The organism is Nocardia callitridis (assembly GCF_039543305.1).
Taxonomy (GTDB): Bacteria; Actinomycetota; Actinomycetes; order Mycobacteriales; family Mycobacteriaceae; genus Nocardia; species Nocardia callitridis.
In genome coordinates, this window is the sequence record NZ_BAABJM010000001.1 from 455,788 (window position 1) to 470,378 (window position 14,591).

Here is a 14,591-nt window from a genome sequence, read left to right on the forward strand (position 1 = left end):
CCGACCTCACGCTGTGCCCCCAGTCGGACTCGAACCGACACTTGACGGATTTTAAGTCCGGTGCCTCTGCCAATTGGGCTATGGGGGCGTCCGGGACAGCTTAGCGAGTCGTACGGATGTACCGGAATCCTGTGGGTCTTCGGCGTGGTCACACGGGGTGCGGGTGAGGCTGGAGTGGGGTGGCGAAGCGACGGAGGGTGGGTGGGATGTGGTCCCTGGCAAGGAGATTCGATGCCGAACGGGGTGCGCGTCCCAGTCGACGTCAGTGGTGGCGGCGGGGCGGGAGCGGGATGCGGGTGAGGTCGGTGGCTATGTGGATTTCGCCGGTGAAATATTTCTCGGCCTCGGTGAGATGGTCGTCGAGGCTGCGGTAGCGCTGGGAGAAATGGGTGAGGACGAGGGTGTGCGCGCCGGCCTTGGCGGCTACCCGGGCGGCTTGACCAGCGGTGAGGTGGCCGTATTCGGTGGCCAGGTGGGCGTCGGCGTCGAGGAAAGTGGCCTCGATGACGAGCATGTCGGCGCCGACGGCGAGCTCGTTGACACCGTCGCACAGGCGGGTGTCCATCACGAACGCGAAGCTCTGGCCGGGGCGCGGTTCGCTGACCTCGTCGAGAGTTACCGTGCGCCCGTCGATTTCGACGCTGCCGTGGTGCTGGAGCTCGGCGATGATCGGCCCGCTGAGACCGTGCTCACGCAGACGATCGGGCAGGATGCGGCGGCCGGGTGGTTCGGTGAGGCGGTAGCCGAAGGTCTCGACGGGGTGCGACAAGGCCACCGCGCGCACCTCGAACGGGGTCCCCGACACGTCCACCACCCCCGGCCCTGCGATCGGATGCGGGCGTAGTTCGGCGCGACGGTAGTAGGAAGTGGCGTTGACGAGACGGTCGTAGTACTCGAAACCCGATGCGGGAAACCACACGTCCACCGGATGCGGCACCCGATCGAGATTGATCCGCTGCACCACCCCGGCCAAACCCAGCGAGTGATCGCCGTGGAAGTGCGTGATGGCGATGCGGGTCAGATGGGTCGCCGACACTCCGGCATAGGTCATCTGACGCTGCGTCCCCTCACCGGGGTCGAACAAAACGCCCTCGTCATCCCACCGAAGCAGATAACCGTTGTGGTTGCGCTGCTTCGTCGGCACCTGACTGGCGGTACCGAGCACAACAAGTTCCCGCTGCGACACCGTGGTCACGCTACCCCCGTCGCATCCCCTATTCGGCGGGGGTGTTGCGCAGCACGGAATGGCGTCGGCTGTAGGCGAAATAGACGACGAATCCGATGGCCATCCACACGAGGAAACGCAGCCAGGTCTCGACCGAGAGGTTCACCATCAACCACAGGCACGCCAGCACCGCGAGGATCGGGATCACGGGCACGAACGGCACCCGGAAACCACGCTCCAGATCGGGCCTGGTGCGACGCAGGATGATCACCCCGATCGACACCAGCATGAATGCGAACAGCGTGCCGATATTGACCATTTCCTCCAGCGTGCCGAAATCAACGAACCCGGCGAGCAGCGCGCACACCACACCGACGATGACGGTGATCCGAACGGGGGTGCCGTTCTTGCCGGTCCGCGACAACGCACGCGGCACGAGACCGTCGCGCGACATCGCGAACAGCACCCTGGTCTGGCCCAGGTACAGCACCATCACCACGGTGGTGAGTCCGGCGAGCGCGCCGACGGAGATGATGTTCTTCACCCAGGTGTCGCCGTGCATCGCGAAAGCTGTGGCGAGCGTGGCGTTTTTGCCGGTGAGGTCGCTGTAGTGCACCATGCCGGTGAGCACGACGGTCACCGCGACATACAGGATGGTGACGATGATCAGCGAACCGAAGATGCCGCGCGGCACCGCCTTCTGTGGGTTCTTGGTCTCCTCTGCGGTGGTCGCGACGATGTCGAATCCGATGAACGCGAAGAACACCAGGCTCGCGGCGGCGAGCAGGCCGTACCAGCCGAAGCTGCTGTGCCCGGCGCCGGTGAAATACGAGAACAGCGACTGGCGCAGTCCCTCACCCGATTCGCTCGGCTGTGACGGCGGAATGTAGGGCGAGAGGTTCTCCGCCTTGAAGTACCGCGCACCCATCACCACCACCAACAAGATGACGCCAAGCTTGATCGCCACCGCTACCGCGGACACCCGCGAGGACAGCTTCGTTCCGGACACCAGGAGCACCGCGAGCACGGCGATGAGCGCGACCGCGCCCCAGTCGAAGGTGATCGGACCGAGGTCCACCGAGGCCGACTCCATCCCGAGGAGCTCGCCGAGATACTGCGACCAACCCTTGGACACCACCGCCGCCGCCAAGGCGAATTCCAGCATCAGATCCCATCCGATCACCCAGGCGATGAACTCACCGAAGGTGGCGAACGAGAACGTGTATGCGCTTCCCGCCACCGGCACCGTCGAGGCGAACTCGGCGTAACACAGGGCGGACAACCCGCAGGCGATGGCGGCGAAGACGAAGGCCAGCGACACCGCGGGTCCCGCGACATCACCCGCGGTACGCGCGGTGAGCGTGAAGATGCCCGCGCCGACAACCACCGCGACGCCGAAGATGGTCAGGTCCCACGCGGTGAGGTCTCGGCGAAGCTTGGTGTCCGGTTCGTCGGTGTCCTTGATCGACTGCTCGACGGATTTGGTGCGGAACATCCCACCCCACCGAGACCCGGATCCCTCAGTCACATCATCGGTGTCTGGCCTGGTCACTATCTTCTCCTCACCTGGTCACGGCCGTAGTTCGCCCGGCGCGCAAGGCTAGCTGCTCAGCACGATCCCATGTCGGGCTCCGATTCGTGGCCATCTACGGCGAAATCGCCGGTGATCAAAAAGAACCAGCGCGCCGACGAGACCGGTCGCGGCGTCACACGATCGAGAGCGCGATGCCGTCCAAGATGTCGTGTTCGCTGACAACGAGTTCGGATATGCCCGCACGACGAGACAATTCGTCGGCGAGTACCTCCGCGATCACCGCGCCACCGCCGATCACATCGACACGGCCGGGGTGCATGGGGCCGAGCGCGGCGCGCTCGTCGTGGTTCATCCCGATCAGTCGGTCGCACACGGCGCGCAATCGCCCGAGGCTCAATCGGCTCAGGTGTACGCGGCTGGCATCGTATTCGGGCAGGTCGGCGGCGACGGCGGCGATCGTCGTCATCGTTCCCGCGACGCCGACCCAGGTGTGGGTCTGCTCGACGGGCACCCGCGTGAACGCCTCCGCGAGTCGGGTCGAGGCGAACTCGCGTGCGGCGGCGACCTGGTCATCGGTCGGCGGGTTGCCCGGCAGGCAGCGTTCGGTGACGCGGACGCAACCGATGTCGGCCGAGAACGCGCCGTGCACACCGTCTTCGCCGCCGACCACCAGTTCGGTGGAGCCGCCGCCGAGGTCGACGACCACGAACGGCCCCTCGGCGGTGGACAATTCGCCGATCGCGCCGGTGAACGACAGGCGTGCCTCTTCGTCGCCGGTGATCACCTCCGCTTGGGCGCCCGCCACGACGGTGCCGAGTTCGGCGCGGGTCATGGCGAAGAAATCGTCGCGGTTGGCCGCGTCCCGGGTCGCCGAGGTGGCGACCATCCTGAGCTTGGTGACACCGTGCTCGCGCATTGTCGCCGCGTAGTCCGCGAGCGCGGCCCTGGTGCGTTCGATCGCCTCCGGCGCGAAGGCACCGTTCGCGTCGACACCCTGGCCGAGACGAACGATCCGCATTTCCCGGTGCAGGTCGACCAGTCGACCGTCGGCACCCACGTCGGCGATCAACAGTCGCAGGGAATTGGTCCCGCAATCGACGGCCGCGACCCGCTCGCTCATTCGCTGTGCTCCTGTTCCCGTTCGGCGGCCGCGAAGGTGGGCCAATCCGCCGGAATCGCGGTGCCGCGCAGGCGATTGCCCGCCGCCAAAGCCACCGACTCGTCGCCGAGCGGATTGACACCCGGCCCCTTCGCCAGCGCGTGCGCGATCAGCACGTGCAGGCACTTCACCCGTTCCGGCATGCCACCGCCGCTGAAATCGGTGCCGAGCGACTCGATCTCGTCACGTTCGGCGAGGTAGCTCTCGTGCGCGCGACGGTAGGCCTCGGCCAATGCCGGGTCGGTGCCGAGCCGTTCGGTCATCGCGCGCATCACGCCCGCGGATTCCTGCCTGCTCGCCTCCGCGGTGAGACGCGGGTCGGTGAGGTAGTACAGCGTGGGGAACGGCGTGCCGTCGGGCAGCCGAGGGGCGGTCTTCACCACGGCGGGAACACCGTCGGGGGTGCGGTAGGCGACGGCGAGCACCCCACGCGGTTCCCGGCCGAGTTGTGCGGCGATGATCGCGAGATCGCGCTCGTTCGGTGCGGTCACCTCGGTCCCTCCTGATCGTGCGGTGCGTTCGGGTCCTGCGGTGCCGAGGACGGTTGCGGCTGCGCGACGCTCTGCCACAGGTCGGTGTACCACGGGTCGGGTTGCTTGGATTTGGTGGGCGCCGCGGGCGGTGCGGGCGCCTCGATGCCGGGCACCTGCACGATGTAGGGCGTCTCCCCCGGCTGCACCAGCCGTAGTCGGTCGCGCGCCTCCGACCGGATGTAGGCCGGATCTTGTTGCTGCGCACGACGATCGCGCAGCGCGGCGAGATCGGACTCCAACTCTTGACGTTCCTGACCGAGCTGCGCGGCCTCGGCCCGCTGACTGAAGTACGTGCGCATCGGCACGGCCAACGTCAAGGCCAGCGCACACACCACGGCGGCGAGGATGACCGCCTTACCGGTGGACAGGCCGAAGAAGGTGCGCTCGTGCCTGTCCTCGGCGGCCCGCTGCGCCGACGCCACGTTCTCCCGCGCGGGGATGCGCCGTGGCTGCGCCTTGCGGTCGAGGGTCCTGCGTTCGGCCTCTGGCCGACGCCGCGCCGCACGCCTGGCCGCGGCGGAATCGGCGTCCGCGGCCGCCTTCGGCCGCGAACTGGCCGCACGCGACGTGCGGCGGTCACCACGTCCCGACGGACTGGTGCCACGCGCACGTCGCTCGGTCATCCTGTGGCCTTCGTCGATGGTGAGTCGGTCAGCCCTCGAACGCGAATCGAGGGAACGCGACATCGCCCGCGTAACGGGCCGAATCGCCGAGCGCGTCCTCGATGCGCAGCAGCTGGTTGTACTTGGCGACCCGCTCACTGCGAGCCGGTGCGCCGGTCTTGATCTGTCCGCTGCCGACGGCGACGGCGAGATCGGCGATGGTGGTGTCCTCGGTCTCGCCGGACCGGTGGCTCATCATCGTCTTGTAGCCGTTGCGGTGCGCGAGTTCCACCGCGTCCAAAGTCTCGGTGAGCGTGCCGATCTGGTTCACCTTCACCAGCAGCGCGTTGGCGGCGCCCTTGGCGATGCCGTCTTCGAGGCGCTCCGGGTTGGTGACGAACAGGTCGTCGCCGACGAGTTGGACGCGGTCGCCGATCAGGTCGGTGAGTTCGACCCAACCTTCCCAGTCGTCTTCGGCCAGCGGGTCCTCGATCGACACGAGCGGGTAGGCGTCGAGCAGTCCCGCGTAGAACTGGCCGAGTTCGGCGGCGCTGCGCACGCTGCCTTCGAACTTGTAACCGCTGCCGGTGGTGTAGAACTCGGTGGCCGCGACGTCGAGCGCGAGCGCGACATCGGTGCCGAGCTCGAGACCGGTCTTGGCGATCGCGGTGCTGATCAGGTCGAGTGCTTCCTTGGTGCCCGCCACGTCGGGGGCGAAGCCGCCTTCGTCACCGAGACCCGTCGCGAGTCCCTTGGACTTCAGCACGGACTTGAGCGCGTGGTACACCTCGGTGCCCCAGCGCAGCGACTCCTTGAAGGTGGTCGCGCCGATCGGCGCGACCATGAACTCCTGCACGTCAACGCCGGTGTCGGCGTGCGCACCACCATTGAGGATGTTCATCATCGGCACGGGGAGCACGTGGGCGTTGGGTCCGCCGAGGTAGCGGAACAGCTCGAGACCCGAGGACTCCGCCGCGGCACGCGCCACCGCCAGCGAGGCGCCGAGCAGTGCGTTCGCGCCGAGGCGCGACTTGTCGGGGGTGCCGTCGAGGTCGAGCAGCACCTGGTCGACGGTGCGCTGTTCCACCGCGTCCAGCCCGATGATGGCGGGGGCGATCTCGTCGAGCACGCCCTCGACGGCCTTCTGTACGCCCTTGCCGCCGTAGCGCTCGCCGCCGTCACGCAATTCGACGGCTTCATGCTCACCGGTCGACGCACCCGAGGGCACCGCCGCCCTGGTCAAGGTGCCGTCGTCGAGGGCGATCTCGACCTCGACAGTGGGGTTTCCACGAGAATCCAGGATCTCGCGAGCTCCGACCTGTTCGATGATGGCCACGAAAACGAACTCCTTCGGCTGCAAGGCAGGGTAGGGCGCACGGCATGGGCCGTGCGCTGCGAGCCTAGCGTCCGGCCCGCGCACCGGGTAACCGGCACTCCGAGGTCGCGGTCTTTGCCGCACTCGCTCCGGTCGGGTCATACCTTGCGTCCGACGCTGTAGGCGGAGGCGCGGTAACGCACGGTGTGCAGGTAATTCGTCGACTGGTTGTAGGTGAGCATGGCCTGCTGCCATCCCTGTTGCGAGGTGAGGTCACCGCCGCTGGCACAGAGATAGCGGGCTGCGGTGAGGGCGGCGTCGTCGATGTTCTGCGGGTCGACCACGCCGTCGCCGTTGGCGTCGACACCCCAGCGCCGCCAGGTTTCCGGAATGAACTGCAACGGTCCGATGGCGCGGTCGTAGACTTGGTCGCCGTCGAGCGCGCCGCCGTCGGTGTCGGTGACGTGGGCGACGCCGGGCGCGCCGTCCAACGGGATGCCGATGATGGGTGGGTCGACCGTGCCGTCCGCGCGCAGCCGCGAACCGTCGTGGGCGCCGTGTTTGCTCTCCACGCTGCCGATGCCGGCGACCGTTGTCCACGCGATGCCGCATTCGGGTCGCGATTGCCGCATCACCGCGGCGGCGTATCCGTAGGCCTCGAGTGCGGTCGCGGGGATGGCGAGCCGGTCGGATTGTTCTTCGGCCCACGGGGCGAGCTGCACGGCACTGCGGCCGGGGGCGTCCACGTCGATGGGTGGCAGGGGCGCGCCGGGACCCGGCGGGATGCCCTCGGGCACCGGGGTGCGGTCGATCCCGCCGCAACCGGCAAGCACGAGGGTCACCAGGACGGCGGCCACGGCGCCGGTTGTCTTCGCAAGCACCTTTCCATCATCCAGATTTTCGGCGAGCGTGTTCCTGGCGTTGTCGCCGTCGGCTCAGTCCTTCCCAGCGGATCAGTTCTGGAGACCGGGTCCGTCCCCGGCTGCCTACTCGGAGCCGTTGTCGCACAACGACCGTCAGTACGGCGCGAGACCGCAAGCGTGTGAGTGATCACAGAAAGACGGCCGACGTCGCCGTGCGTTCGGTGTCGCGCGCGGCGCGCGGCGCGGTACCGTCGATCCTCGCGGGTGGCGCGCAACTTTTCAGCGATGCACCCCACAGGTAGGCAGTTGGCCCGATCGTCCGCAGTTCCCGAGCTACACCGGTCACGACTTTCGCAGCGAGAGGCGGCAAAACCCTTGTGGCAGTGTGAGATTACGAGCAGCAGGACCATATCTTCGATATCCGCGAACCGATGTTTCGGCACAGTATCGGCAACTCGCGCGCGCCACAGATCGACTTCCCAGTAACAGGGGAGGCTTGCCTAATGCTCGGCTAGACTTCGTCTACCCGATCACATTTCGGCGCCTCCCCCTGGCCGCAGCCCCTGCCACCACCCATACCAGCAGGGCTTTACCCGAGTTATGCCACTCCGCTATCTTTAGCATGCGACTTAGGTAAGCCTTGCTTAAATCTTTCTGGGCAACTAGCGTGAGTTACATACCGCCACAATGCTTTTCGGCCTGATCGCGAAGAAGGGACCCTCGGTGGAAAGCGCTCTCTCCGAACGTAGGACGCTGCACACACGCGAAGTGGAACGCCGCGCCCTGCCCATCGACGCCGGTCGCGCGGTGCGCGCGCTGGCAGCCGAGATCGCGGCCACATTGGACTCGACGCTCGATGACATCGCACGCGCCGCACGCACGTTGAACGACGCGAAGCTGATCGAGCAGATCGATGCGCGCGTCGACGAATTACCCGCGGCCGTGCGCACGGCGATGCGTCCGCCCGCCACCGACGCGGGCGCCACCATCGTGCACGCGCTCCCGCTGACCGACGACGAATTCGGGCCGACCCCACCCAGCTGGCAGGAAGCCGCCGCGTGGAGCGGTGACCGGACCAGGCGCGCCAGATCGATGCACCTCGACCTGGCCATGCTGCTGCTCGCGCGTTGCGCGGGTGAGCCGTTCGGCTGGGAAGGGCAACAGAACGGACGATTGGTCAACAACATCGTGCCCGCGAGCGGCCATGAGGACGAGCAGTCCGGCGCGAGCAGCAAGACCCTGCTCACCCCGCACACCGAGGACGCCTTCCACCCCGAGCGGGCGCACCTGCTGATGCTCGGGTGCCTGCGCAACCCCGACGAGGTCGCCACCACCGTCTCCTCGGTGCACCACGTCGAACTCACCGCCCGGCAGCGGCATCTGCTCAGCAAGCCGACCCTGCCGATCCTGCCCGATGTCTCCTACGGCGATGGGCACCAACGCTTTCCCACCCCCGCATTACCCACCCTCTGGCATCATGACGACGCCGACGCCGCGTCCGCGACCCTGCGTTACGACCCGGCCTACACCCCACTCGCCGACGCCGACGCCGAGTTCCGCGCCGCATATACCCATCTGACCAGCGAATTAGCGCGTGTGCGGATGAGCGCGTCGCTGGCACCCGGCGAAATCCTCCTGGTGGACAACGACGTCGTCGTGCACGGCAGGGTCCCGTTCACCGCACGCTACGACGGCACCGATCGCTGGCTCAAACGGGTGAACATTCGCATACCCGAACGGCCTCGCCGTTCGGCGGAGACCCGCGAGAATGGCTACGGGCAACATACGGTTACCCCGTTCCGATCGGTCGGCCCGCACTTCCCCTCGACCGGCGGTAGCGTGCCGGATCGAACAGGGCAGGACGCAACACATGATCGAGGACCCCTTGGGTATCCGTGACCGCAGCACCCCCTTACGGGTGCTCAGCCGCAGCGACCTCGCCGACGTGCCGATCACGCCGGGCGATGTGGTGCGCGCCGTGGAAGACGCCTATCTCGCACTGGCAGCCGGTGATTCGGACAATCCACGCAAGCTGAGCGTCGCGAATCCCGACGGCTGGTCGGTCTCGTACGCGATGCTCGGACGCGACGGTCGCCGCAGGGTGGTGGCGATGAAATCGTCCTACAAGTTCGACCCCGGCCACGACCGCAGCACCAAGCGCTACTACACGACCATCACGCTCTACGACGACACCACCGGTTCGCCGATCGCGATGATGGACTGCGCACGGGTCGGCGCACTGCGCACCCCCGCGGTCTCCGCGCTGCTCGTCCGCGAAACCGCACGCAAAGGCGCCGACAGCGTCCTGCTGATCGGCACCGGCACCCAGGGCCGAAACGCGTTGCCGCACCTGCTCGCGGTCAACCCGCAACTGCAACGACTGATGGTCTACGGCACCCACCCGGAAGGCTTGGCCGCGGTGCACCGCTACCTCGCCGAGACCCATCCGCACGCCAAGGTGCACACCGTCGACGACCCGCGCGCCGCCGCGGCCACCGCCGACGTCGTCCTGGCCACCGCGGGGCCCGGCACCGAGGTCGCTCTCGAATCCAGCGATCTCGCACCGGGTTCGGTGGCCGTGCTCGTCGGCTACGGGCTCGCGCCCTCGACGCTGAGCCTGGCCGACCGGGTGATCGCCACCAGCGCCGAACAAATGGCGGTGACCGGCATCGACATGGCCGACGACAACGGTGACCTGCGTCCCGTCGACGCGGAGCTACCCCAGATACTGTCTCGGCGCGCCGTCGCGCGCCGTTCGGAACAGGAACGCATCTTCGTCTACAACAGCGGCCTCGTCCTCACCGACATCGCGGTCGCGCACGCACTGGCGCAGCGCGCCATCACCGAAGGTCGCGGAACGGAGGTACCGCTGTGGGACTGAACGCCGTGGGACTGGAGATTCTCGACGCCGAACCGGCGATCAGCGCGCCGCCGGTCGCGGCGCACGTCGCCGCATGGGAACGGCACGTACTCGACGACCCGAACCTGCTGGGCGACATCGCCTTCGCCGTCGACGGGCCATTTCATCTGATGTATCCGGCACGGGTGAAGGACAACATCGACAGCTTCCGCGCCGCGTTCACGCGCGCGGGTGTCGACGGCGTCGTCTACTACGGCAAGAAGGCGAACAAGTCGGCCTGTGTCACCCGCGCCTGCGCCGAACACGGCGCCGGTGTCGACGTGTCCAGCGTGGGCGAACTCACCGCCGCACTCGCCCAGGGAATTCGCGGCAGCGAACTCATGGTGACCGGACCGGCCAAACGCGACGACCTGATCTGGCTGGCGGTACGCCACGGTGCGTTGATCGCCGTCGACGACCTCGGCGAACTGGACCGCCTTGCCGCGCTCGGCACTTCGACCGAACCGGCCAGGGTGCTGCTTCGGGTGTTGCCCACCGGTTCATCGAGCCGCTTCGGCATGACCGACGACGAGATCGACTCCGCGTTGGTCCGTTTCGGGCTGCACGAGTCGGTGCGGTTGGCGGGGTTCAGTTTCCATCTCTCCGGCTACGACCCGGTCGCGCGCGCCGAGATGGCCGACGCCATGATCGAGCGGTGCCTGCACGCGCGCACGCTCGGTCATCCCGCGGCGATCATCTCCCTCGGCGGCGGTTTCGGCGTGGACTACGTGAACCACGACGCGTGGTCGGCGTTCATCGAGCAAGCCGACCCGCGATGGTTCCACGCGGACAAGACCTTCGACTCCTACTACCCGTACCACTTCCCCACGCCCGGCGCGGCGATGCTGACCGCGATCCTCGACCACCAGGTCGGCCCCTCGGAGCGCGTGGCCAAACGGCTGCGCGACAACGACATACAACTGGCCGTCGAGCCGGGGCGCGCACTGCTGGATCACGCGGGGTTCAGCGTTTTCCCGGTGCGCGGCAGCAAGGTCCGGCACGCGCACGGTCAGCCCTACCGGCTGCTCACCGTCGACGGGAGCAGCCTGAGCCTGTCCGAACAGTGGTTCGACAGCGAATACCTGCCCGACCCCGTCCTCTGGCCGACGCGGCCCGACACCACCCCGACCCCCACCAGTGTCGGGGCCTCGACCTGCTTGGACTCCGACATGCTCAGCTGGCGACGCATCCCGCTCACACGCCCCGCCGAGGTCGGCGACCTGCTGGTCTACCCGAATACCGCCGGGTACCAAATGGATTCCAACGAATCCGCCTTCCACGAACTGCCCATCCCGCCGAAAGTCGTGCTGCACGACGCACCGAGCACCCAGGACACACCCGTTGCCGCCACCGCGCGGCTGCGCTGGGCACTCGACACCGGATAACCACCGACCGAAAACCTCACCCAGGAGACCTTCGATGCCTCTCGTCACACGCGTGACGGACCTGATCGGCCGCACTCCCCTGTTCGAACTCGCGGCCACCTCGAGCGGCACCCGACTGCTGCTCAAGCTCGAAATGTTCAACCCTACCGGCACGGCCAAGATTCGGATGGCGCGCGAGATGGTGCTCGACGCCGAACGTCAGGGTTTGCTGAAAAGTGGCGGGCATATCATCGAGTCGACATCAGGTAACACCGGACTCGGCCTCGCGGTGGTAGCCGCCGAACGCGGATACCGGTTCACCGCGGTGGTCGACCACCACGCGTGCAAGGACAAACTGCGGGCCATGCGAGCAATGGGCACCGAACTGGTCTTCGTCGCCGAGGAAGGCGATGACGAACTCGCCACCTCGGCGCGCGAGGACCTCGCCGAGGCGATGGCGGCTGCCCGCCCCGACGCCTTCTTCACCGAACAGCACAACAACGACGCCAACGCCGTCGGCTACTACTGCGTCGCCGAGGAATTACTGGAAGACCTGGAGCGCGTCGACATCCTGCTCTCGGCGGTCGGCACCGGCGGCTCACTGTTCGGCACCGCTACGCGACTGCGTCAGCTCGGCCGCCCCGCGACCGTGATCGGTGTCGAACCCGTCGGATCGATCGCCTTCGGTGGGCCCGGCGGCCCGTACTGGCAGTCCGGCACCGGCACCCCGCCCGGCGCGACCATCGGCACCGCCGTCGACTACTCGCTGCTCGATGAGGGCATGAAGGTCACCGATGTGGACGCCTTCGCCACCGCCCGCGCCATCGCGGCCGAACTCGGCCTGATGATCGGCGGCTCCGCCGGTGGTTCGGTGCACGCCGCGCTCACCAGGCTCGAGGACTTTCCGCCGGGATCCACCGTGGTGACCCTCGTCTGCGACGGCGGAGAGAAGTACCTGGACACCGTCTTCGACGACGACTGGATGCGCGAACGCGACCTGCTCGACGCCACCGCGGAAACCCAGGTACGCGAATTACTGCACCGGTTCACCCCCGCCGCGCGTGGCGCCGATCTAGCGGCGGTCGGCCCGTGAATCTGCCGGTTTTTCGCGCCGACAGCAGGCAGCTCACCGCACTCGCGACACCGATCGCGCTGACCCAGCTCGCCCAGATCGCGGTGTCGACCACCAACATCGCGCTCATGGGCACGCTCGGCATGCAACAGGTGGCGGCGGGCGGCCTCGCGATCACCCTGTTCAACCAGATCCGCACCATGTGTGTCGGACTGATCACCGGAAGCGGCAACCAGATCGCCACCGCGGTGAGCGCCGCGGGCAAACAAGGCCGATCGGCCGACCGCGAGATCCGCGACCTGCTGCGGTCGAGCTTCCTCATCGCGACCGTCGCCGGTCTCGTCGGCGGCGCGCTGCTCATCGGGCTCGGGTGGGCGCTGCGCTGGCTCGGCCAAGACGACGGCGTGCTCGCCGACGCGCGCCCGCTGATGGTCGCGCTCGCACCGGGCCTGCTGCCCTGCCTGTGGTTTCAGGTACTACGTCAGTACACCGTCGGCATGCAACGACCACAGGCCTTACTCCTGGTCACGCTCGGCTCGGTGGGCCTGAATCTGCTGCTGGCGCTCGGTTTCATCTACGGCCGAGGCGGACTGCCGAAACTCGGACTCACCGGTGTCGGCGTCTCCACCTCGCTGGTCTTCCTGATCACCTTCGCGGTGTTCTGGGCGATGGTGCGCCGCAACGCCGAACTCGGTCCGACGCTGCCCATTCGGATGTGGCCGGTACGACCGGCCACGATCTTCGCCGAATTGCGCCTCGGCGGCCCGATCGCGCTCACCTACGGCTCCGAAGCGGGCATGTTCTCGGTGCTCGCCTTGGTAATGGGACACATCGGTCCCGCGGCGCTGGCCGCGCACAACGTCGTCTACCAGATCATCTACATCGTCTTCCAGATCGCCATCGGCCTGTCCAGTGGCGCATCGATCCTGGTCAGTCACGCCGTCGCGCGTGAAGAACACGAGCACGCGCGGGCGCTGGCCTGGCTGACGCTGCGCCACGCCGCCGTGGTCGCCGCCGTCACCGGCATCGTCTACGTGCTGCTGCCCTACCGGGTACTCGGCTTGTTCCTCGACGCGGGCGACACCGAGACGATGCGAATCGCACACACCCTGCTGCTGATCGGCATCGCGCTCCAGTTCTGCGACGCCGCACAGAACATCGGTACCGGACTCCTGCGTGGGCTCAAGGACACCAATGCGGGCTTCCGACTTTCCCTGGTGGGTTACTGGGTGATCGGCCTACCCACCGCGCTGGTGTTGGCGTTCCCACTCGGGCTCGGCGCCGCGGGCGTCTGGTGGGGACTCACCGCGGGCCTGGCCGGCACCGCCGGGTTGATGCTGCGGCGCTACTTCGCCCTGATCCAGACCGAGCAGCGCGCGCAGCGTCATCAACTCCGGGAAAGCCTCAGCAGCCCAGGCTGATTCGGCTGGTTCAACCGAATCAGATGTTCACACCGTAGTCGCGAGCGATACCGGCCAGGCCGGAGGCGTAACCCTGGCCGATCGCGCGGAATTTCCACTCGTTGTTGTGCCGGTACAGCTCGCCGAACACCATGGCGGTCTCGCTGGAGGCGTCTTCGGACAGGTCGTAGCGCGTCAGCTCGACACCGGTGGTGGCGTCGACCACCCGGATGTAGGCGTTGCGGATCTGACCGAACGACTGGGCTCTCGCGTCGGCATCGTGAATGGAGACGGGGAAGAAGATATTGGTGATGGTCGGCGGGGCCGCCGAGAGGTCGACGTTGATCACCTCGTCGTCACCATCACCCTCACCGGTGAGATTGTCGCCGGTGTGCTCGATCGACCCGTCGGGCGAACGCAGGTTGTTGTAGAACACGAAATGCTGATCCGACAACACCTTCAGGCTCGTCCCGGTGGCCAGCGCGCTCGCGTCCAAGTCGTAGTCGGCACCGGTGGTGGTGCGCACGTCCCAGCCGAGACCGACCGAGACCTTGGTCAGGTTCGCCGACTGCTTGGACAGCGAGACGTTGCCGCCTTTGGCCAATGTGACGCTCATGATCCCCTCTCCACGCAGCGCTGCTTCGCGCCGCCCTTATTCCTTCGTACTACCTTGCCACGACCGTCG

The 14,591-nt window shown here is 67.4% G+C and carries 13 protein-coding genes and 1 tRNA gene; 5 read left to right on the forward strand and 9 right to left on the reverse strand.

What is annotated here, in order from left to right; genetic code table 11:
• Positions 1-14 precede the first annotated feature (14 nt).
• From ABEA50_RS02105 to ABEA50_RS02140, 8 genes are all read right to left on the reverse strand, one after another.
• Positions 15-88: transfer RNA gene (locus ABEA50_RS02105), tRNA-Leu, on the reverse strand.
• A 174-nt stretch (positions 89-262) separates the two neighbouring features.
• Complete coding sequence (locus tag ABEA50_RS02110; protein WP_345493270.1) at positions 263-1,186, reverse strand: ribonuclease Z; 924 nt, start codon at positions 1,184-1,186, stop codon at positions 263-265.
• A 28-nt stretch (positions 1,187-1,214) separates the two neighbouring features.
• The gene (locus tag ABEA50_RS02115; RefSeq protein ID WP_345494612.1) at positions 1,215-2,660 is read right to left on the reverse strand and encodes an amino acid permease; all 1,446 of its coding nucleotides are present in this window, start codon (positions 2,658-2,660) and stop codon (positions 1,215-1,217) included.
• Between the two features lie 211 nt (positions 2,661-2,871).
• Positions 2,872-3,819, reverse strand: coding sequence for a Ppx/GppA phosphatase family protein (locus ABEA50_RS02120; protein WP_345493271.1), 948 nt, complete (start codon positions 3,817-3,819; stop codon positions 2,872-2,874).
• Positions 3,816-4,349, reverse strand: coding sequence for a DUF501 domain-containing protein (locus ABEA50_RS02125; protein ID WP_345493272.1), 534 nt, complete (start codon positions 4,347-4,349; stop codon positions 3,816-3,818). The genes ABEA50_RS02120 and ABEA50_RS02125 overlap by 4 nt, the downstream gene beginning before the upstream one ends.
• Positions 4,346-5,014, reverse strand: a complete 669-nt coding sequence (locus ABEA50_RS02130) for an FtsB family cell division protein (protein ID WP_345493273.1) — start codon at positions 5,012-5,014, stop codon at positions 4,346-4,348. Before ABEA50_RS02130 ends, ABEA50_RS02125 begins: the two co-directional genes overlap by 4 nt.
• A 28-nt stretch (positions 5,015-5,042) precedes the next feature.
• Positions 5,043-6,329, reverse strand: coding sequence for a phosphopyruvate hydratase (gene eno, locus ABEA50_RS02135; RefSeq protein ID WP_345493274.1), 1,287 nt, complete (start codon positions 6,327-6,329; stop codon positions 5,043-5,045).
• A gap of 137 nt (positions 6,330-6,466) precedes the next feature.
• Positions 6,467-7,189: a lytic transglycosylase domain-containing protein gene (locus ABEA50_RS02140; RefSeq protein WP_345493275.1), complete on the reverse strand. Its 723-nt coding sequence runs from the start codon at positions 7,187-7,189 to the stop codon at positions 6,467-6,469.
• A 669-nt stretch (positions 7,190-7,858) separates the two neighbouring features.
• On the opposite strand from ABEA50_RS02140, the gene ABEA50_RS02145 reads away from it, so the two are divergent.
• From ABEA50_RS02145 to ABEA50_RS02165, 5 genes are read left to right on the forward strand one after another with little or no spacing between them, the layout of a single operon-like run.
• A complete protein-coding gene (locus tag ABEA50_RS02145; RefSeq protein WP_345493276.1) occupies positions 7,859-9,070 on the forward strand; it encodes a TauD/TfdA family dioxygenase in 1,212 nt (403 codons plus the stop codon).
• On the forward strand, positions 9,042-10,052 hold the full coding sequence (locus ABEA50_RS02150; protein ID WP_345493277.1) for an ornithine cyclodeaminase family protein: 1,011 nt from the start codon (positions 9,042-9,044) through the stop codon (positions 10,050-10,052). The genes ABEA50_RS02145 and ABEA50_RS02150 overlap by 29 nt, the downstream gene beginning before the upstream one ends.
• Positions 10,043-11,455, forward strand: a complete 1,413-nt coding sequence (locus tag ABEA50_RS02155; RefSeq protein ID WP_345493279.1) for an alanine racemase — start codon at positions 10,043-10,045, stop codon at positions 11,453-11,455. The genes ABEA50_RS02150 and ABEA50_RS02155 overlap by 10 nt, the downstream gene beginning before the upstream one ends.
• A gap of 34 nt (positions 11,456-11,489) precedes the next feature.
• Positions 11,490-12,527 (forward strand): PLP-dependent cysteine synthase family protein, encoded by a 1,038-nt coding sequence (locus ABEA50_RS02160; protein WP_345493280.1) that lies wholly within the window; start codon positions 11,490-11,492, stop codon positions 12,525-12,527.
• A complete protein-coding gene (locus ABEA50_RS02165; protein WP_345493281.1) occupies positions 12,524-13,927 on the forward strand; it encodes an MATE family efflux transporter in 1,404 nt (467 codons plus the stop codon). Before ABEA50_RS02160 ends, ABEA50_RS02165 begins: the two co-directional genes overlap by 4 nt.
• Before the next feature lie 19 nt (positions 13,928-13,946).
• Here the strand turns inward: ABEA50_RS02165 and ABEA50_RS02170 are convergent, their stop codons facing one another.
• On the reverse strand, positions 13,947-14,522 hold the full coding sequence (locus tag ABEA50_RS02170) for a TerD family protein (protein ID WP_345493282.1): 576 nt from the start codon (positions 14,520-14,522) through the stop codon (positions 13,947-13,949).
• Positions 14,523-14,591: the final 69 nt, after the last annotated feature.

What these genes read in the sequence shown, in the direction of transcription:
- ABEA50_RS02130 (WP_345493273.1), bottom strand. Translation starts at nt 5,014, where the DNA reads ATGACCGAGCGACGTGCGCGTGGCACCAGTCCGTCGGGACGTGGTGAC.
- ABEA50_RS02160 (WP_345493280.1), top strand. Translation starts at nt 11,490, where the DNA reads ATGCCTCTCGTCACACGCGTGACGGACCTGATCGGCCGCACTCCCCTG.
- ABEA50_RS02170 (WP_345493282.1), bottom strand. Translation starts at nt 14,522, where the DNA reads ATGAGCGTCACATTGGCCAAAGGCGGCAACGTCTCGCTGTCCAAGCAG.
- ABEA50_RS02150 (WP_345493277.1), top strand. Translation starts at nt 9,042, where the DNA reads ATGATCGAGGACCCCTTGGGTATCCGTGACCGCAGCACCCCCTTACGG.
- ABEA50_RS02145 (WP_345493276.1), top strand. Translation starts at nt 7,859, where the DNA reads ATGCTTTTCGGCCTGATCGCGAAGAAGGGACCCTCGGTGGAAAGCGCT.
- ABEA50_RS02115 (WP_345494612.1), bottom strand. Translation starts at nt 2,660, where the DNA reads ATGTTCCGCACCAAATCCGTCGAGCAGTCGATCAAGGACACCGACGAA.
- ABEA50_RS02120 (WP_345493271.1), bottom strand. Translation starts at nt 3,819, where the DNA reads ATGAGCGAGCGGGTCGCGGCCGTCGATTGCGGGACCAATTCCCTGCGA.